The organism is Burkholderia alba (assembly GCF_034721475.1).
Taxonomy (GTDB): Bacteria; Pseudomonadota; Gammaproteobacteria; order Burkholderiales; family Burkholderiaceae; genus Burkholderia; species Burkholderia alba.
The window spans coordinates 1-17676 of record NZ_JAWJWL010000011.1 but is presented as its reverse complement, the minus strand read 5'-3'; the positions used below and the strand labels follow the sequence as shown (position 1 = coordinate 17676).

General features: G+C 67.8%; 17 protein-coding genes. 11 read left to right on the top strand and 6 right to left on the bottom strand.

Translation table 11 applies throughout. From position 1 onward, the window contains the following. Nucleotides 1-296: 296 nt before the first annotated feature. The 4 genes from RZR99_RS14300 to RZR99_RS14285 all read left to right on the top strand — a co-directional run bounded on the left by RZR99_RS14300 (nucleotide 297) and on the right by RZR99_RS14285 (nucleotide 3357). Entirely contained in the window at nucleotides 297-503 is a 207-nt protein-coding gene (locus RZR99_RS14300) for a hypothetical protein (RefSeq protein WP_323120433.1), read from the top strand. 272 nt (nucleotides 504-775) lie between these two features. Next, nucleotides 776-2188: a cytochrome ubiquinol oxidase subunit I gene (locus RZR99_RS14295; RefSeq protein ID WP_323120432.1), complete on the top strand. Its 1413-nt coding sequence runs from the start codon at nucleotides 776-778 to the stop codon at nucleotides 2186-2188. A gap of 25 nt (nucleotides 2189-2213) precedes the next feature. Further along, nucleotides 2214-3221: a cytochrome d ubiquinol oxidase subunit II gene (gene cydB / locus RZR99_RS14290; RefSeq protein ID WP_323120431.1), complete on the top strand. Its 1008-nt coding sequence runs from the start codon at nucleotides 2214-2216 to the stop codon at nucleotides 3219-3221. After that, entirely contained in the window at nucleotides 3193-3357 is a 165-nt protein-coding gene (locus RZR99_RS14285; protein WP_323120430.1) for a hypothetical protein, read from the top strand. Before cydB ends, RZR99_RS14285 begins: the two co-directional genes overlap by 29 nt. 30 nt (nucleotides 3358-3387) lie before the next feature. On the opposite strand, the gene RZR99_RS14280 is transcribed toward RZR99_RS14285, so the two are convergent. Then, nucleotides 3388-3579 (bottom strand): YqaE/Pmp3 family membrane protein, encoded by a 192-nt coding sequence (locus tag RZR99_RS14280; RefSeq protein WP_323120429.1) that lies wholly within the window; start codon nucleotides 3577-3579, stop codon nucleotides 3388-3390. 208 nt (nucleotides 3580-3787) lie between these two features. Further along, nucleotides 3788-4837, bottom strand: coding sequence for a phytoene/squalene synthase family protein (locus tag RZR99_RS14275; RefSeq protein WP_323120428.1), 1050 nt, complete (start codon nucleotides 4835-4837; stop codon nucleotides 3788-3790). A gap of 261 nt (nucleotides 4838-5098) precedes the next feature. Here RZR99_RS14275 and RZR99_RS14270 point away from each other — a divergent pair, with 261 nt between their 5' ends. Together RZR99_RS14270 and RZR99_RS14265 are read left to right on the top strand one after the other, a co-directional pair. Continuing rightward, entirely contained in the window at nucleotides 5099-5383 is a 285-nt protein-coding gene (locus RZR99_RS14270; protein WP_323120427.1) for a hypothetical protein, read from the top strand. 121 nt (nucleotides 5384-5504) lie between these two features. Beyond that, nucleotides 5505-5897: a VOC family protein gene (locus RZR99_RS14265; RefSeq protein WP_323120426.1), complete on the top strand. Its 393-nt coding sequence runs from the start codon at nucleotides 5505-5507 to the stop codon at nucleotides 5895-5897. Between the two features lie 112 nt (nucleotides 5898-6009). Here the strand turns inward: RZR99_RS14265 and RZR99_RS14260 are convergent, their stop codons facing one another. After that, nucleotides 6010-6546, bottom strand: a complete 537-nt coding sequence (locus RZR99_RS14260) for a carboxymuconolactone decarboxylase family protein (protein WP_323120425.1) — start codon at nucleotides 6544-6546, stop codon at nucleotides 6010-6012. Between the two features lie 135 nt (nucleotides 6547-6681). Here RZR99_RS14260 and RZR99_RS14255 point away from each other — a divergent pair, with 135 nt between their 5' ends. The 5 genes from RZR99_RS14255 (at nucleotide 6682) to RZR99_RS14235 (ending at nucleotide 13350) form a co-directional block, all read left to right on the top strand. Then, complete coding sequence (locus tag RZR99_RS14255) at nucleotides 6682-7623, top strand: AraC family transcriptional regulator (RefSeq protein ID WP_323120424.1); 942 nt, start codon at nucleotides 6682-6684, stop codon at nucleotides 7621-7623. Between the two features lie 260 nt (nucleotides 7624-7883). After that, nucleotides 7884-9557 (top strand): alkaline phosphatase family protein, encoded by a 1674-nt coding sequence (locus tag RZR99_RS14250; protein WP_323120423.1) that lies wholly within the window; start codon nucleotides 7884-7886, stop codon nucleotides 9555-9557. Nucleotides 9558-9708: 151 nt separating this feature from the next. Then, nucleotides 9709-9927 carry a hypothetical protein gene (locus RZR99_RS14245; protein WP_323120422.1) on the top strand — a complete coding sequence of 73 codons (219 nt, stop codon included), beginning with the start codon at nucleotides 9709-9711 and terminating at the stop codon, nucleotides 9925-9927. Nucleotides 9928-10405: 478 nt separating this feature from the next. Next, nucleotides 10406-13015: a glycoside hydrolase family 15 protein gene (locus RZR99_RS14240; RefSeq protein ID WP_407655449.1), complete on the top strand. Its 2610-nt coding sequence runs from the start codon at nucleotides 10406-10408 to the stop codon at nucleotides 13013-13015. After that, nucleotides 13009-13350: a hypothetical protein gene (locus RZR99_RS14235; RefSeq protein ID WP_323120600.1), complete on the top strand. Its 342-nt coding sequence runs from the start codon at nucleotides 13009-13011 to the stop codon at nucleotides 13348-13350. The genes RZR99_RS14240 and RZR99_RS14235 overlap by 7 nt, the downstream gene beginning before the upstream one ends. A 73-nt stretch (nucleotides 13351-13423) precedes the next feature. Here RZR99_RS14235 and RZR99_RS14230 read toward each other — a convergent pair whose 3' ends face one another. The 3 genes from RZR99_RS14230 to RZR99_RS14220 form a co-directional block, all read right to left on the bottom strand. After that, nucleotides 13424-13687: a hypothetical protein gene (locus tag RZR99_RS14230; protein ID WP_323120421.1), complete on the bottom strand. Its 264-nt coding sequence runs from the start codon at nucleotides 13685-13687 to the stop codon at nucleotides 13424-13426. Nucleotides 13688-13764: 77 nt separating this feature from the next. Continuing rightward, nucleotides 13765-14181: a hypothetical protein gene (locus tag RZR99_RS14225; protein ID WP_323120420.1), complete on the bottom strand. Its 417-nt coding sequence runs from the start codon at nucleotides 14179-14181 to the stop codon at nucleotides 13765-13767. 200 nt (nucleotides 14182-14381) lie between these two features. Next, nucleotides 14382-16700, bottom strand: coding sequence for a galactose oxidase-like domain-containing protein (locus tag RZR99_RS14220; protein WP_323120419.1), 2319 nt, complete (start codon nucleotides 16698-16700; stop codon nucleotides 14382-14384). Between the last annotated feature and the right edge of the window lie 976 nt (nucleotides 16701-17676).

Genomic DNA, 17676 nt, shown 5'->3' with positions numbered 1-17676 from the left:
ATTGACGGGTTTTCGATCGAATAATTGCACAAGGAGCGAATGTCGTGCGCGCCGCGCCAGGCGGCCGGCGCTCCACGCTGCGTCGATTGTCTCAGTGCGGACTGATGCATCGTTCGCGCCGCATCGCCGCCGGGCATCGTGTTGCCGGATATGATCGCCGTGACGAAGCGCGCGTGCGGGAGCCTGCGGCCGGTCCCGGACGTTACGAGGTAACGTCCGGCAACACGGCTGTAGCCCGGCCGTCCGATTCGCCCGCTAGTCTCTTCACTATTGCCCGTCCGTGAAGGAGCGTATCGATGTTGAGCCACCACGAACTCGCGGCCTTGCTGCTGCTGAAGGACATGCCCCGCCCCGCGCATCTGCTCGACGACGATCTCGCGGCGCTGGCGCGCTACCGGCTCGTCGCGCTCGACCAGCGCGACGGCGACGCATCGGTGCTGCACCTCACCCATCGCGGCCGCGCGCTGCTCGACTGCCTGCTCGACGACGCGCGCCGCGTCTGACCCGCTCTGCTGCGGCGCGGTGTATTGCCGCAGCCGAGCCGATCCGCCGTCCGTGTCAACGGAGTAACCAGGTGGATCAAACTTGATGCCAATCAATGATTTAGATCAGGCTTGCTTGCGGCGGCGCTCGACCTCTGCGACGAGTTGGCGCATTTCGCACCGCAACACGGTCGGCCATACTCGGCTCAACCCTGGCGCCCACCCTTCTCGCGCGCGGCGCGGGGTCCGCCGGCAGCCCCGCCGGCGGGTGTCGTCAGCCTCGGTCTACTCGTATGGAAACCGCATTCTCGGCCCTAGATCTGGCCCGCCTGCAATTCGCCTTCACAGTCTCATTCCACATCGTCTTTCCCGCGCTGAGCATCGGACTCGCCAGCTTCATCGCGGTACTCGAATATCGCTGGCTCAAGACCGGCAAGCCGCATTACAAAACCCTGTGCCTGTTCTGGTCGAAGATCTTCGCGGTCGCGTTCGGCATGGGCGTCGTGTCCGGCGTCGTCATGAGCTACCAGTTCGGCACCAACTGGTCGGGATTCTCGAGCTTCGCGGGGTCCGTCACCGGGCCGCTGCTGATGTACGAGGTGATGACCGCGTTCTTCCTCGAAGCCGGCTTCCTCGGCATCATGCTGTTCGGCTGGAACAAGGTCAGCCCGCGCGCGCACTTCGGCGCGACGCTGATGGTCGCGATCGGCACGCTGATCTCGACCTTCTGGATCCTCGCGTCGAACAGCTGGATGCAGACGCCGCAAGGATTCGAGATCGTCGACGGCAAGGTCGTGCCGACCGACTGGTTCCAGATCGTCTTCAATCCGTCGTTCCCCTATCGCCTCGCGCACATGGCGGTCGCCGCGTTCATCGTCGCCGCGCTCGTGGTTGCGGCCACCGCCGCATGGCACCTGCTGAAGGGCCGCCGCGACCGGGCCGTGAAGAAGATGTTCTCGATGTCGCTGTGGCTGCTGCTGGTACTCGCGCCGCTGCAGGCGGTGATCGGCGACCAGCACGGCCTCAACACGCTCAAGCATCAGCCCGCGAAGATCGCGGCGATCGAAGGCCTGTGGGAAACCGAACCCGGCGGCACCTCGCTCAACCTGTTCGGCATTCCCGACATGAAGGCCGAAACCACCCGCTACGCGGTGTCGGTTCCGCATCTCGGCAGCCTGATCCTCACGCACAGCTGGGACGGCGAGATCCGCGGCCTCAAGGCATTCCCGCCGGAGGACCGGCCGAACTCGACCGTGGTGTTCTGGAGCTTCCGCATCATGGTCGCGCTCGGCTTCGCGATGATCGGCCTCGCGCTCGCCGCGTGGTTCCTGCGCCGCCGCGGCCGGCTCTATGAATCGAAGTGGTTTCAGCGCTGCGCGCTCGCGATGGGACCGACCGGCTTCATCTCGCTGCTCGCCGGCTGGGTCACGACGGAAGTGGGCCGCCAGCCGTGGGTCGTGTACGGCGTGATGCGCACGTCGCAGGCCGTCTCGCCGCTGTCGACGCAGCAGGTCGGCCTGTCGCTGATGACCTTCGTGGTCGTGTACTTCCTCGTGTTCGGCACCGGCGTCTACTACATGCTGAAGCTGATGAAGGCCGGCCCCGCGCTGCCCGGCGACACGTCGGGCGACGCGCCCGACAGCCGCCCCGACCACACCGGCCGCCGCCCGCTGTCGGCGACGAACCACTTGATCGACGCGGCCTGACCGCCCACGCCAACGAGGTAGAAAAATGGATGTCACCGTCATCTGGGCCGCGATCATCGCACTGGGCCTGTTCATGTACGTCGTGCTGGACGGCTTCGATCTCGGCATCGGCATCGTGTTCCCGTTCTTCCCGGACGAGAAGGAGCGCGACCTGATGATGAACACGGTCGCGCCCGTCTGGGACGGCAACGAAACCTGGCTCGTGCTCGGCGGCGCCGGCCTGTTCGCCGTGTTCCCGATGGTCTATTCGACCGTGCTGTCGGCGCTGTATCTGCCGCTGATCTTCATGCTGGTGTGCCTGATCTTCCGCGGGGTATCGTTCGAGATCCGCGCGAAGGCGCGCCGCACCAAGCATCTGTGGGATCTCGCGTTCATCGGCGGCTCGACGGGCGCCACCTTCTTTCAGGGGGTCGCGCTCGGCGCGTTCCTGCAGGGCATTCCCGTCGAGAACGGCCAGTTCGCCGGCGGCGCGTTCGACTGGCTCACGCCGTTCAGCCTGCTGACGGGCCTCGGTCTGATCGCCACCTATGCGCTGCTCGGCTGCTGCTGGCTGGTCGCGAAGACGGAAGGCGATCTGCAGCGCCGCCTGCATCGCGTCGTGTGGCCGCTGACCGTCGTGCTGCTGAGCTTCATCGCGGTCGTCAGCCTGTGGACGCCGATGCAGGATCCGTCGATCGCGCAGCGCTGGTTCGATTCCGGCCTGTTCTGGCGCCTGCTGCCGGTGCCGTTCCTGGTCGCGGCATGCGCGGTGTTCATGTATCGCGCGGTGCGCGACCGTCACGACATGACGCCGTTCGTGCTGGCGCTGCTGCTCGTGCTGCTCGGCTATGTCGGCCTGCTGGTGAGCTTATGGCCGTATGCGATTCCGCAAAGCGTGACGCTGTGGGAGGCGGCCGCGCCGCGCTCGAGCCAGATGTTCACGCTGGTCGGCGCCGCGGTGATCCTGCCCATCATCATCGCGTACACCACGATGGGTTACTGGGTGTTCCGAGGCAAGGTGCGTCATGAAGACCAGCACTACTACCACCATTGAGCCGCGCGCCGGCGCGCGCCGGCTGCCCGGCTGGGCGTGGTGCGTCGTCCTGTGGGCGGGCGGCGTGGCCGGCGCCCTGACGCTCGGCTACGCGTTCAAGATCTTCATGAACCTGACGCTGTTCGCGGTGAAGTAGGCGCGCGCGTCGGCGCGCCCGCCGCCGGCGTCAGCGCGTGCGCAGCGCGTGTTCGATCTTCCGGTCGGTCTTGTACTGGCTCAACGCGTACACCGACCAGATCGCGGCGGGCAGCCAGCCGATCAGCGAGATCTGCAGGATCAGGCAGACGAGGCCCGCGAACGGACGGCCGATCGTGAAGAATTGCAGCCAGGGCAGCAGCAAGGCGAGCAACAAACGCATGTGAAAGTCCTCTTGGTCGTATCGCGAAGGGCCGGGATGGCCGCCACGCAGATGGGGCCGGGCCGCGCACGTTCAAGCATGGCCGCCGCGCCGGCCTCTTTCGTTTCGCTCGAAGGCGAACGCGCGCTCGAGCGCTGCTCGAAGGCGCGCGGTTCCGCGTCGGCCGCGCCCTTCCGCGGCGGATGGGAACGCTGGCGGCAACCCGCATTCAGCCGCCGATCCGCGCCTCGACGTCGGCGATCAGCCGCTCGATCCAGATCCGCAGCAGGCCGTTCGACGCCGCCAGCGGCAGCGAGCACGCGACGATCCGGTACACGTCGTTGCGCTTCACCTTCGAGACCCGCGCGGGGTCGAGCCATCCGTCGTTGGACACGAGCAGCACCAGGGTCTTGAGACCGATCAGGATCGGCCACAGGCACGCGAGCCGCAACCGCACCGAATGCCCCGGAATCGCGAACGTGTAATCGACGCCCGCGCGGAAGTGCGCGAGCGTCATGCGCACCAGTTCGACCAGCAGCGGCCGCGCGCGCGTCGATGCATCCGGCCGCAGCAGATCCCCGGGCGCGAGGCCGAACCGGTCGAGCATTTCCGTCGGCAGATAGCAGCGGCCGATGCGCAAGTCCTTGCCGCAATCGCGCAGCACGTTGGTCAGTTGCAGCGCCTTGCCGAAGCGGATCCCGCGCTCCATCATCGTGTCCGGGTGCGCGGCGAGCACGCCCGGCAGGTGCGCGTAGGTCATCTTCGTCCAGAATTCGCCGACGCATCCCGCGACCATGTACGTGTAATGGTCCAGCTCCGCGACGCGCCGCAGCGCGACGATCCGGCCCGACGTTTCGTCGGGGAAGGTGCGCAGATCGAATTCCATGCCCTCCGTCAGCGTCGTGACGATCCCGCGCACCGCCGCGCGATCGGCCGCGCCGAACTGCGCGAGGATCGCGAGCGCGGGTTCGAGCGATTCGAGCAGGGTTTTTTCATCGGACTGCGTCTGCTGCCCCGCCACCTCGACCGCGATGCGCCGCAGCGCCGCGGGATCGGGCGAGCCGTTCACCTGAGCGCGCAGCGACAGCAGCAGCGCGAGCCGCTGCTCGGGTGCGATCAACGACGTGTCCGCGATGGTGTCGGCGGCGCGCGCGAGCAGATAGGCGAGACCGATCGGGTCGCGCATCCCTTCGGGAAGCACGCGCAGCGTCAGATAGAACGAGCGGGAAACGCCTTTCAGCAGGGGGCCCAGCAGGAAGGCGCGAGGTGGTGTGGCCATGAATGGATCGGGTCAGGAAATCGGAAGCTGCCGAATTGTATCCGGCAATGCGGGCCGAGGCCTCTGCCGGCCGGCCGACATCGGGCGGGCAGGATAGGCGGGCCACCCGTGGCGCGCCCGCCGCGCGGCCGGCGGGACGGCGCAAGCCGGCCGCCGGAACCCTCGCGCATGGCCGTCGCGCTCCCGGCCCGCGGCGCGGCAAGTGTGCGCCGCGCGGCGCGATGCGTACAATCGCACACATTTACGTAAAAGGCGTCCGCCATGACAATGAAGAAAACCGATCTCGAGAAAAACAAGGCACTGAAGCTGACCCAGGCGATGAAGCAGGGCAGCTCCGCGCGATTCGGCAAGGGGGCGGAAGAACCCGCGCTCGACCGCCGCGAACGCCGCAAGCTCGACCAGGCACAAGGCCTCGTGCCGTTCGCATGCAAGCTGAACGGCGAACTGGTCGCGCAACTGAAGGACCGCGCGGCAACGCATCCCGACGGCATGACCGGCCTCCTGACCGAGCTGCTGCAGAACGGCCTCGCAACGCCCGCCAAGTAAGCCCCGGCGCGCTGCCGGCGGCAGGGGCCGCGGCGCGCCCCGCGCGGCGGCGGCGGAACTGCCCGCGATTCGCTATGCTGGGTGCCGGGCTTCCCCTTCCTTTCCCGTCAGGAGCGCCGCCATGCATGCCCCGGTTCTGCGCGTTGCCCGGCCGACCAACGATCTGGCCGCCGCCGTCCGCTTCTACACCGAGGCGCTGGGCCTCGACATCCTCGCCCGCTTCGAGGACCACGCCGGTTTCGACGGCGTGATGCTCGGCAAGCCGGGCCTCCAGTGGCACCTCGAACTGACTCACCAGCGCGGCGTGACGGTCCGCCACGCCCCGACCCCCGAACACCTGCTGGTCCTCTATCTGCCGGATCGCGACGCATGGCGCGCGGCGGTCGCGCGCGTGCGCGCGTTCGGCGCGGAACCGCGCGCCGCCGAGAATCCGTACTGGGATCGCGACGGCCTGACGTTCGAGGATCCGGACGGCTACCGGATCGTGCTGCAGAACGCCGCCTGGTCGCTTTGAACGCGCGCCGGCGCGGGCCGCCGCGACGGCCTCGCGTCGCCCGTCGCCCGTCGCCCGGCGGTCTCGTCCTTCCCCGTTCGTTACCGCGCAAAGGCGTCCGGCCGCCGCCCGCTCAATCCGCCGCCGGAAAATCCAGATCGGTATCGTTGGTGCGATTCACGAGATTCGTGAACGTGATCGCCGTGATCGTAAGCGCCACGTCGATCACCTGCCGTTCGCCGTAGCCTGCGGCGCGAAACGCGTCGAGCGCGTCGGCGGGCACCGTGCCGCGCGTCTGCACCAGCGTGCGCACGAACCGCACCAGCGCGTCGCGCTTCGCGTCGCCCGTCGCTTCGCCGTGACGAATCTGCTTCATCGTGTCCGGCGCGAGTCCCGCGAACTTGCCTGCCAGCGTATGCGCGGCCACGCAGTAGTCGCAGCCCGCCGCCTCGCTGACCGCGAGCCGCACGGTCTCGATCTCGGCCTTCGACAGCGAGCCGGCCGCCACCACGGCATCGACGGCCAGCATCGCGGCCAGCGCATCCGGGTTGTGCGTGCCGATCGTCGCATAGGCGTTCGGCACCTTGCCGATCGCCTTGCGGATCTTCGCGAATACGTCGGCGGCGGCGCCCGTGGCGTCGGCGGGATTGAGGGTCGTCAGTCGGGACATCGTGCATCTCCTTGAGAAGGGGTTTCCGTTCGACCCGCCAGGTCAGGCGGTATGGAAATCAGTCTAGGCCGACATCCCGATCTTTTTAATGCCACAATATCGCCAATTCATGCTCAATCATCTCATCCACCGCTCATGGATCTGCTCAGCCGTCTGCTTGCGTTGATGCCCGTCAGCGGCCGCGTGGACACGCGCTGCCACTTCGGCGCCCCGTGGCGCCTCGACCATCCCGTGTCGGGCGAGCGCGAGATTCCCTACCACGTGCTGCTGAGCGGCGACGCGCTGATCGAGGACGGCCTCGCCCCGCCGCTGCGGATGCGCGCGGGCGACATCGTACTGTTCCCGTCCGGCATCCCGCATGCGCTTCGCGACGGCAGCGACGCCGCGCCGCGCGCGGCGCAGGTTCGCGACGAAGCCGGGCTGGAGATCGTGACGAACGACGGCGACGGTCCCGAAGCCGACATCCTGTGCGGCCGCTTCCTGCTGCCGGCCATGCCCCGGCAGCTGTGGCGCCAGGATCTGCCCGCGCGGCTGCTCGTGCACAGCGACGCGGCGCACGCGCCCGGCACGGCGGCGCGCGGCGGGCGGCTCGCCCGCCTGATCGGTCTGATGCGCGAGGAATCGCTGGAGCGCGGGCCGGGCAGCGATACGCTCGTCGCCGCGCTGTCGGGCGCGCTGTTCGCGCTCACGCTGCGCTACGCGAGTGCCGGCCCCACACCGCCGGGGGGCCTGCTGTCGCTCGCGCAACGGCCGCGTCTGCAACCCGCGCTCGACGCGATGTTCGAGCAGCCGGGCAAGCCGTGGACGCTGCCGGAGCTCGCCGCGCTCTGCCATATGTCGCGCGCCACCTTCGTGCGGCACTTCGACGACGCGATCGGCCGCTCGGCAAGCGACGTGCTCGCGGAAATCAGGATGGCGCTGGCGAGCCGGCTGCTCGCGCGGGATGCGCGTCCCGTCGCCGAGATCGGCGAAGCGGTCGGCTATCTGTCGGACGCGGCATTCCAGCGCGCCTTCAAGCGCCTGGTCGGCGTCACGCCCGCGCAATGGCGCGCGCAGGCGCGGCAAGCCGCGGATTGAGCCGGACGCGCGGGCATGCCGATGTTTCCGCATGCCCGCGCTATCGCGCCGACAACATCGGCATCCTGATCAACTGCCTCATCGCCCGCCGTGCGCGGATACAAATTCTCACAACCCGGCTGTCCCGCACCGCACGGCCGCGCGCTCCCGCCCGATAGAAAAACGAAAGCCCGGCGTCACGACACATTCGCATTCCCCACGCAGATTGCGTGTCCGGGTGCGGGTGTTTCAACGACGGTCCAACCAACGAGGTCAATGACATGAAGCGAGCAGAAAAAGGGATTCGCAGGCGGGCGCTGTTCGGTGCGAGCGTGGTGGCGTTCGCGAGCCTGTGCGGCGTCGCGCACGCTCAGAATCAGGATCGGGGCCGCGAGGGCGCCCCCCCTCGCGACGGCGCGAAGCGCGTGCTGCTGATCAGCGTGGACGGCATGCACGAACAGGACGTCGCGCGCTGCGTCGGCGCGAACACGTGCCCGAACCTCGCGCTGCTCGCCCGCTCGGGCGTGACGTACACGAACGCGCACACGCCGGGGCTGTCGGATTCGTTTCCCGGTCTCGCCGCGCTCGTGACGGGCGGCTCGCCGAAGAGCGCCGGGCTCTTCTACGACGTGTCCTACGACCGCACGCTGTACGCACCGTCCGATGCGGCCTGCACCGGCAAGCAAGGCTGGAACGTCGTGTTCGACGAAACGACCGGCATCGACGCGGAGAACGGCGGCGCGCTGGTGCACCTGAACGGCGGCGGCGCGTTCAACCCGCAGGCGATCCCGCACGCGCTCGTGAACGGCCGGTGCGTCTCGGTCTATCCGCACGACTACGTGAAGACCAACACGGTGTTCGAAGTGGTCAAGCGCCATCTCCGCGGCGCGCGCACCGCCTGGGCCGACAAGCACGCGTGGGGCTACGACTGGCTGAACGGCCCGTCGGGCGACGGTGTCGACGATCTCGCGCGCACCGAGATCAACTCGATCGATCCGGCGACGAACACGAACTACACGGACCTCTATTCGCATACCGAAAAGTTCGACGACTACCACGTGCAGGCGCTGATCAACGAGATCGACGGCAAGGATTCGACGGGCGCGGCGAGCGCCGCCGTGCCGACGGTGTTCGGCACCGATTTCCAGACGTTGAGCGTCGCGCAGAAGGCGACGGTCGCGTCCGGCGGCGGCTATCTCGACGCCGGCTTCACGCCGGGCATCGAGGTCGCGAACGCGATCGGCTACGTGGACGGCGCGCTCGGCCGCATCGTCGCCGAGTTGAAGCAGCGCAACCTGTACGACTCGACCGTGGTGATCGTGACCGCGAAGCACGGCCAGTCGCCGACCGATCACACCCAGCTGGTGAAGAACGGCGACACGCTGACGCAGCTGCTCGAAGCGAACAACTATCTCGACCCGAACGGCAACTTCGGCCAGAACAACACGCGCACGGGCAACCTGAACGACGGTAGCGGCCTCGTCGACACCGGCTTCGTGCAGACGGACGACGTCGGCCTGATCTGGCTGCGCGATCGCGGGCAGTTGAACGCGGTGGTCTCGACGCTGAAGGCCAACCTCGGCTGCAATGCGCCCGGCATCTGCGCGAACGGCCCGCAGGCGTACATCCTGTCCGGCTCGCGCATCGCCGAACGGTTCGGCGATCCGGCGTTCGGCCGCACGCCCGACATCATCGTGCAACCGAATCCGGGCGTGATCTACACGTCGAGCAAGAAGAAGGACGAGGAACACGGCGGCAACGCGCCGGACGACAGCCATCTGGGCCTCGTCGTGTCGTACGCCGGATTTCGTCACGGCCGCACGGTCGATGCGCCGGTTCTCACGACCCAGGTCGCACCGACGATCCTGCGCGTGCTCGGGCTCGAGCCCGAGCTGCTGCACGCGGTCAGGCTGGAAGGCACGCGCACGCTGCCGGGCCTGGGCATCGCGCACTGACGCTCAACCCATCGCCCGCGCCGCGCGCCGCCCCGGCAGCCCGGGCGCGGGCGAGCGAGATCCGCCGCGCCTTCGGGCGCATTTTTTTTTCGGGTTGGCGAATCACTATTGACGTGCGATAACCGGGTTATCCCTTACCCGGAGCGACCCGATGGCCACGCTTGAAGCCTTCCGATCCGTGCTCGACGATGCGCGCACGCCCGAGATCATCCGCAACCACATCATCGATTCGCTGCAGTACGCGCTGCGCAACTACGGCGAGGTGTTTACCGAGAAGGAGGTCGAGTGGCTGACGGCGTGGGACGATGCGCGCATCCCGCTCGCCGCGCGCAAGGAGCTGCAGAAACGGGAGCTGGACGTCGTGCGTTGATCCCGCGCGGCGCGGCGCGCTTCCGGGAGCCCCGCGTCCGGCGGAGACCCGGCAATCCTCGGCGCCGGGACGCGCATCGCTGCGCCGTCGGTGCCGCATCCTGATTGATTCGATCAGCATTCCTTGATTTCCCGGCGTGCGCGGATCGCACCTCCGGCCAGCGTCCGCTTGCGCCGGGCCCGGCGCGCTTTCCTCCGCGCATTGCGCACAATGCGGGCGAACCGTTCCGTTCGCGAAACAATCGGGCATGCGTGGCGGCGTGCTCCGCCTCGCGCCCACCCTCCCCTCGATCCGGCGACACGCCTATCGCGCGTGCCTTTGTCGAGCGCGCGCCGCGTTTGTCATTCAACGTCAGAACGATTGACGCTCGCGAGCGCTCGTGAGATACAGCAGACGTCGCGCGACGACAGAATCGGCGACAAAACACAAAGCACAATACATAACGGAGAGAGACGAAATGCCGACGCGAGGCTTCAGTATGACAATGGCGGCGCTGACGGGCCTCTTGGCCGCCGCCCTGGTTCAATCCGCGCCGGCGGCCGAAGCGTTCGGCTCGCCGGGCGCGACGCCGGTGCGCGGCCCCGCCGCCAAATCGTTCCTGGGCACCGCGGTCAACGGCGCGTCGCGGGTCTACTTCACCGGGTATCGCGGCATCCTGTCCGAGGTCTACTACCCGGTGCTGGACACGCCCGAATCCATCGACCTGCAGTTCCTGGTCGGCGACGCGGGCAAGACCTTCGTCGACGAGGAAAAACTCCAGGCGTACACCGCCACCCAGACCGATGCGCGCACGATGAGCTGGCAGGTGGCGACCAGCAACGGCGCGCACAACTGGCAGATCCGCAAGGTGATCTTCGCCGATCCGAACTACAACGCGATCGTCCAGCGCGTGACCTTCACCGCGCTCAACGGCCGCAAGGTCGGCGATTTCAACCTCTACATGCTGTCCAAGCCCTACCTCGACAACGCCGGCAGCAACAACACCGCGCAGACCATGGCATCGGGCGGCGGCACCGCGCTGGCCGCGAGTCACAACAGCCGCTACGCCGCGCTGGTGAGCAATCGTCCGTGGAAGGTGGTCAACGGCGTGAGCATGACGTCGAACGGCTTCGTCGGGCAAAGCGACGGCTGGACCGACCTGCTCGGCGGCAGCGCCGACAAGACGATGGACTGGACGTTCTCGTCGGCGACCAACGGCAACGTGGCGCAGATGGGCTGGCTCGATCTCGGCGACCCCACCGCCACCAGCGTGTCGTTCGACGTGGTGCTCGGCTTCGGCGGCAGCCAAGCGCAGGCGCTGAGCGACGCGGGCTCGGTGCTCGGCAGCAATCTGAGCGCCGAGCAGCAGCAGTACGACACGGCCTGGCACACCTATGCGGCCGGCCTGTCGACGCAGAACGGCGCGGCCGACAACGCCTACTATCTGGCGGCGATGACGCTCAAGACCATGCAGGACAAGAGCAACGGGGCGATGATCGCCGGCATCGGCACGCCCTGGGGCGAAACGCAGGGCGACGCCAACGCGGGCGGCTATCACCTGGTCTGGCCGCGCGATCTGTTCAAGTTCGCCAACGCGCTGACCACCGCCGGCGACACCGCGACCGCGTCGAGCGTCGTCGGCTATCTGTTCAACACGCTGCAGCAGACCAGCAACTGCGGCGTCGCCGAATACAACGCCTCCGGCTGCGCGCAGGGCTACAGCCGGATCGGCCGCTTCCCGCAGAACGCGTGGGTGAGCGGCTGGCCCTACTGGCAGGGCACGCAGATGGACGAGCAGGCGATGCCGATCATCCTCGCGTGGCGCCTGGGCCCGAGCGTATTCAACCCGCTGTGGCCGAAGATCAAGCTGAGCGCCGACTACATCGTCAACACCGGCCCCTGGACCTATCAGGAACGCTGGGAAGAGAACTCGGGCTATTCGCCGTCGACCATCGCCGCCGAAATCGCGGGGCTCGTCACGGCCGCCGACATCGCCGGCCAGAACGGCGACACCGCCAGCGCCGCGCGCTACCTGGCGACCGCCGACTACTGGCAGGAAAACGTCGCGGCCTGGACCTACACGTCCACCGGTTCGTTCGGCAACGGCAGCTACTACGTGCGGATCAATCCGGCCGGCCGCGCCGGCAGCGGCGTCGATCTCGCCAGCTTCGCGCCCACCGCCGGCCCCGACACCGCGCAAACGCTGGCGGTCAAGAACGGCGGCGGCAATCACGACGCGCGGCGCGTGGTCGACGGCGGCTTCTTCGAGCTGGTCCGCATGGGCGTCAAGCGCGCGACCGATCCCACCGTCGTCAACACGATCGCGGTGTACGACAGCGTGCTGGGGCAGTCGCTGGCCCTGCCGAACACACCGGCGCTGTCCCCCAACGCGTGGTTCCGCTACAACTTCGACGGCTACGGCGAACACAACGACGGCAGCGACTTCGACGGGACCGGCGCCGGCCGCCTGTGGCCGATCTTCACCGCCGAGCGCGGCATGTACGAGATCGCGCGCCAGGGCAGCGGCCAGGCCGGCGCGGCGTATCTGTCCACGCTCAAGCAACTGGCCACGCCGCAAGGCTTCCTGCCGGAGCAGGTATGGTCGAATTCGACCACGCTGCCGGACGGCTGGGCCGTGACCACGCCGGCCGGCTACTCCCCGGGCCAGCCGACCAAGTCGATGGCGCCGCTCAACTGGGCAATGGGCGAATACATCAGCCTGCTGGCCTCGATGCAGGCGGGCCGCATCGTCGACATCCCGTCGATCGTCTGCGCGCGCTACAACAACTGCGTGGCGCCGCTCCAGAGCGGCCAGGTAAGCGTGGCGATCAACGTCAATGCGAGCACGCAGCCCGGTCAGCAGGTCTACGTCACCGGCAGCGTCGGCGCGCTCGGCAACTGGAACACCGATCTCGGCATCCCGGTCGATCCCGCCGGCTACCCGGTGTGGAGCAACACCGTCAACCTGCCCGCCGGCCAAGCGATCCAGTACAAGTACTACCGCAAGAACGCGGACGGCAGCGTCAGTTGGGAGAACCGCTCCGCCAACCGTCAGTGTCAGACGCCGGCCAGCGGCACGCTGGCGCTGAACGATCAGGTGAGCTGGTGACGCTGCGTGCCCGCTGGTTCTTGATGATCGCCGTGGGGCTGTTGGGTCTGGCGGCGGCGCTGGGGCTGTGGCGCTATCGCTCGCCGGACGCGCCGGTCGCGCCGGACACCGCGCCGCCGCCGGCCGTGTCCGGCGATGGGCGGGCCGCGCCGCCGCCCGCACCGTCCCCGGCGTCCCCGCCGGCCGCTCCGCTCGTCAAGGCGCTGCCGCCCGTGAAGGTCAAGCAGGGCGGCACCAGCTGGAGTCCGGACCCGGCCGTCGCGCCGGCGCCGGTCGAAGCCCAGCGCGGCGCACCCGATATTCCGGGTGCGCAGCCGCTGCGGCCGCCGCCTTGAACATCGTCCCGCGCGGCGCGGGCGGAACGACGCGCGGCCACCGGTTCGCTGCCGGGACGCGCCGGACCGTCCGTCAGGAGCCGGCCGGCGCGCGGCAGTACTGATCGAACGCGTCGGCGGTCGACGGCAAGCCGCGCTCCTTCGCAAGCTCCCACGGCCGCTCGCACTTCGCCGTGCGTTCGCACCACGCATAGCCGGCGGACGGAATGCAGCCATGCGCATCCCGATCGGAACCCGGCGCGATCTTCCCGCCGGCGACCGGCGCGCTATCGCACGCACTGACGCAAAGCACCAGCGCAACCATGCCGATGCCCCGGTAACGCAAGAACGTTGTCATTCGTTTGTCCCTCCGTGAAATGTCCAACACTGTCGCATCGGCCAGTCGGACCGACAACGCCCGCTTCCGTTCGTCCGTCATTGGCCGACGAACGCCGGATGCCTGCGCGCCCTGAGATAGTGCGCGACGTCGTCGAACCCCACCGACCCGCTGCCGGACGCGTCGATTTCGCTGAAGTGATCGGCAACCGCCGTCCACCCGGTCCGGCGAGCCTCCGCCAGCGACATGCGATGCGTCACCGGATCGGCCGCCGCATTGAAGCGGCGCTTCAACTCCATCACGGCCTGATCCCGCTGAGCCCGGTCGCGCGATACGGGCGCTTCTCCCGGCGTCGTCGGCGGACGCTGCGCGTCGTCGCTCACCCTGACCACCCGCACGGCCGGCCGCGCACCCGCGCCGGACATCGGCATCGAATACGCCACCGCCTGAGCCGCCGGCGCGGCAGTCGCCGCCGCCGCGATCAACATCGTTGCTGCACCTGAAAAAATCGTCATGACGTCCTCGTTTCAAGTCCTAATCATCGGGGCCGGCAATGCCGGCCCGCTCACGGTGCGGCTGCCGCTCGAGCCGCCGATCGCCGGCCGCCTGTGAATCCCCGGCCGTGCCAGTCCCGCTTTCGCCCGCTGCGCGGCGATCCGAACGACGATCCCCGCCCGAGCATCCGGAGCGGCCGCCCGAATGCCGCTGTCCGCACTCACGTCGCCCGCTTCGCGGCCGACGTCCCCACCGCGCGAACGATGCCGTCGAACCATATCTTCGCGAGCTTCGTATGGCCGTTGTCGTTCGGGTAGAGCGCGTCGTAATAGTCCACGCCCACCTTCGGAATCAGGACCGCGCTGTCGACCAGAACGACATCCTGGTACTGCGCGGCCTGTTCGCTCGCGAGACTCGCCACTTGCGCATTGAACTTGCCGATGCGCGCCTGCGTGGCCGCATCGGGCGTCGGCGCAAGCGTGGAGAGAACGATCCTGACGCCGGGCGCGGATGCGCGAACGGTCTCCACCAGCTTCCTGAGCCGCGCTTGCGCGGTATCCGCCTGATAGTTGGTCAGCATGTCCGTGAAGCCCATTTGCAGCAGCACGACATCGGGTCTCGCCTTCGCCACCCAGTTCGCGGCGTTCGCCGCCATGTCGGCGATCAGCATGCCGGGATGGCCTTCATGATGGGTATCGATGCCGTACACGCCGTTGCCCGGGTAGACGGACCCCACGAACTGGACGTTCATGCTGGCTTTCGCGAGCAAGCCCTGCAGCGGCGCGCGATACCCCGAGTACTGGGTGCCCGGCAGGTTGATGTAGCCGTACGTGATGGCGTCGCCCAGCGGCATGACGCGCAGGGTTCGGGTCGCCGTGGCCGCAATCTCCGGGTCCGGATCGACGCGCACCAGGCTGGCCACGGAAGGAACGCCGCTCGCGTTGATCGCGAAGACCATGTAGATGCCCGGCGTGAACTGATGGCGATCGTTGGTCAACGTGGCGGTCAATTGCGCGCCCTGCTGGGTGAAGCGCAATTCGATGAAGCGCTGCTCCATGTTGAACGAGTGCGTGGTCGAGCCGGTCTTCACCATCGTGACGCGCCGGATCGAACCCGCGTCGGACGAGGTGAGCGCCAGCGTGCCGTTGGCCGTCGCCGTGGCGGGCGCCAGGTCGATCACCGGCCGCGTCGCGCGCGTTCCGTCGGCATTGAACAGATACGGCGGGTAATAGATTTCCGCATTCGTATTGACGGGAAATTCGGGGCCCGGATAAGTCGGCGTGCTGGCGCCGCCGCCGCCCGTCAGCACGGTCGCGTCCGGCAGCAGCAGCGACGTCGCGTGATACATGCGCGAATGCGCGGCCGTCGCGCCGTCGCTCCAGCTGTTCGTCGCCGGATCGTAAAGCTCGGCGGTATAGCTGCTGGTCGCCAATTCGTTGTAGCCCAGCGACCCGCCGTTGACGAACACCTGCCCGTTCGGCAGCACGGTCGCATGGCCCCAGGTGCGCGGACGCTTCAGTTTCGAGCTGGCCGTGACGGCGGGTATCACGCTGGGCGTCGACGACGCGCCCGAGCCGGTCGCCTCCATCGCGTTGATGTCGATCACGCTGGCGGCGCGCGCGTCGCCGCCCGTGCCGACCACGAGAATCCTGCCCGGCGCGAACATCACGACCGCCTCGCCCCGGCTGCCGGCCGCGAACGGGTTGTACGGCGCGGTGCGGCTCAGCGTCTTGGTGGAGCCGTTGCCTTTGGGGTCCACCTCGAAAAGCAGCACGCCGGTCTTGCCGAATATCTTGCCGTTCGGACCCACGAAATTGCGCGGATACCAATCGTCGTATCCGCCCGTGTAGGCGCCGTTCAGCAAGTGGTGGACGCCGTCAGGCACGCCGCGGATTTCCGGATAGGCGTTGCCGCCCGTGCCGCCCTGCAGATAGATTTCGTTGTTGGGCAGCACCGTCGCGGTGGAGTACCACCTCGGCAGCACCATCTGATTGTTCTGCTTGACCAGCTGCTTGGTGCTGTCCGCCGTGCCCGGGTCATACACGGTGATGTATGCATTGGTGAATGCGTTGACGGAATAGCCCGTGCTGTCGCTGGCGCCGACCGTGACGTCTCCGCCGAAGATGCCTACCGTCCCGTCCGCCATGGTGAGCTGCGAACTGCAGAAGAGATCGACTTTCGTGTTGTTCGGCAAGGTTTGATGGGCTCCCGGCCCCGACCCGAGGAACGGCGACCAGACGTCGTAATAGAACATCCCCGACTGGAAGCCGCGCTTGGTGCTGCCGTAGGTCAACACCCGCCCGTCCCGGGTCAGGATCGCGTGAATCGGAATCATCGGCCAGTCGATCACCGGCGAAAACACCCCGCGAACCGGGTCGCCCTTGTCCGGCACCAGTGTTCCGATGTTCTGGGAAGTGAGACCGCCCTGGCTGGTGCCGCCTTTCGCCGGCGTGAACAGCGATGCCGTGACGACACCCGAGGCGGCCAGCCCCGTGGCCACCATCACGCGTCTTCTCTTGGGATTCAAATCGTTCTTCATGGGCTGTTCCTGTTGTAGTGATGATCGATGGCTCAGTCCGCCCTCGGATTGCCGGCGACACGCTTGCGCCATCCGATCGCCGGACCTCCGCGCGGATGTCTCCGCGCCCGCCTGGTCTCCTCATCCGCATGTCCCGGGCTGCGGCCAATCGCCTCCGCGGCCCTGTCTCGACGCACCCGGAGGCCGCGCCTCGCTGCTTCTGTTTTTACTGATTACTTAGGATTTCTAGATAAATAGACCGATCGCCCGATCGACTACCGTCCTCCGGAATGACGATCCATGGACGATCTACGCGACCGGCATCCTCCGTGCTCGTGAGCGGCCGAATCAGGCCACTCGAAAATAAGTAGGATCTCTATATTTTTACCTGACGATTCTTACGGTTGTGTTGGGCAGCCCACCGATCCGCCTTTTTTATCGAAAGTGCACAGGTGGAGAGCGAAAGCCGATGTTCCGCTCGCGTGACATCGCCCCTCGCCGCGAGCAGAGGATGGACATCGGAGCCTATGTGATGATGGACAAGGAGAACCTGCCGGAATCGCGAGCCGCGATCGCTGCCTGCCGATGCGGTGACCTGCCGTTCATGCTGCCATCGGCCGACCCGGCGATCCGCCGTCGCCTCGGTCCTTCCGGCCGCGCGTCTCCCCTGGAAAGGCGCCCCGGTCCTGGCCGCCGGAATCGACGATCCCCACCGACGCGGCGGACGGACCGGCCCGTGCCGCGCGGGCCGTCGGCCGCGATCGGCCGCAACGCCGAAAGAAAGGGGCGCGGTGCCGCCCGCGCCCCTTCCCCTTCACGAGACAGTGTCGACCTATTGTTTTTCGTTGATGGATTGAATGATGTCCAGCGACACCTCGCTGACCCCGGCGGTACCCTGGATCCTGGCGAGCGCCGCCAGTGCGAGATCGAGGGAACCGTACTTGATCACCCCGCTGCCATCGACACCGGACGCATAAACCGCCTGACCGCCGGTCTG

Excerpts from the sequence above, each read along its gene's own strand:
- RZR99_RS14255 (WP_323120424.1), top strand. The coding sequence starts at position 6,682 with ATGGATCTGCTCAGCCGTCTGCTTGCGTTGATGCCCGTCAGCGGCCGC.
- RZR99_RS14280 (WP_323120429.1), bottom strand. The coding sequence starts at position 3,579 with ATGCGTTTGTTGCTCGCCTTGCTGCTGCCCTGGCTGCAATTCTTCACG.
- RZR99_RS14270 (WP_323120427.1), top strand. The coding sequence starts at position 5,099 with ATGACAATGAAGAAAACCGATCTCGAGAAAAACAAGGCACTGAAGCTG.
- RZR99_RS14265 (WP_323120426.1), top strand. The coding sequence starts at position 5,505 with ATGCATGCCCCGGTTCTGCGCGTTGCCCGGCCGACCAACGATCTGGCC.
- RZR99_RS14295 (WP_323120432.1), top strand. The coding sequence starts at position 776 with ATGGAAACCGCATTCTCGGCCCTAGATCTGGCCCGCCTGCAATTCGCC.
- cydB (WP_323120431.1), top strand. The coding sequence starts at position 2,214 with ATGGATGTCACCGTCATCTGGGCCGCGATCATCGCACTGGGCCTGTTC.
- RZR99_RS14225 (WP_323120420.1), bottom strand. The coding sequence starts at position 14,181 with ATGACGATTTTTTCAGGTGCAGCAACGATGTTGATCGCGGCGGCGGCG.
- RZR99_RS14260 (WP_323120425.1), bottom strand. The coding sequence starts at position 6,546 with ATGTCCCGACTGACGACCCTCAATCCCGCCGACGCCACGGGCGCCGCC.
- RZR99_RS14220 (WP_323120419.1), bottom strand. The coding sequence starts at position 16,700 with ATGAAGAACGATTTGAATCCCAAGAGAAGACGCGTGATGGTGGCCACG.
- RZR99_RS14240 (WP_407655449.1), top strand. The coding sequence starts at position 10,406 with ATGACAATGGCGGCGCTGACGGGCCTCTTGGCCGCCGCCCTGGTTCAA.
- RZR99_RS14285 (WP_323120430.1), top strand. The coding sequence starts at position 3,193 with ATGAAGACCAGCACTACTACCACCATTGAGCCGCGCGCCGGCGCGCGC.
- RZR99_RS14230 (WP_323120421.1), bottom strand. The coding sequence starts at position 13,687 with ATGACAACGTTCTTGCGTTACCGGGGCATCGGCATGGTTGCGCTGGTG.
- RZR99_RS14275 (WP_323120428.1), bottom strand. The coding sequence starts at position 4,837 with ATGGCCACACCACCTCGCGCCTTCCTGCTGGGCCCCCTGCTGAAAGGC.
- RZR99_RS14250 (WP_323120423.1), top strand. The coding sequence starts at position 7,884 with ATGAAGCGAGCAGAAAAAGGGATTCGCAGGCGGGCGCTGTTCGGTGCG.
- RZR99_RS14245 (WP_323120422.1), top strand. The coding sequence starts at position 9,709 with ATGGCCACGCTTGAAGCCTTCCGATCCGTGCTCGACGATGCGCGCACG.
- RZR99_RS14300 (WP_323120433.1), top strand. The coding sequence starts at position 297 with ATGTTGAGCCACCACGAACTCGCGGCCTTGCTGCTGCTGAAGGACATG.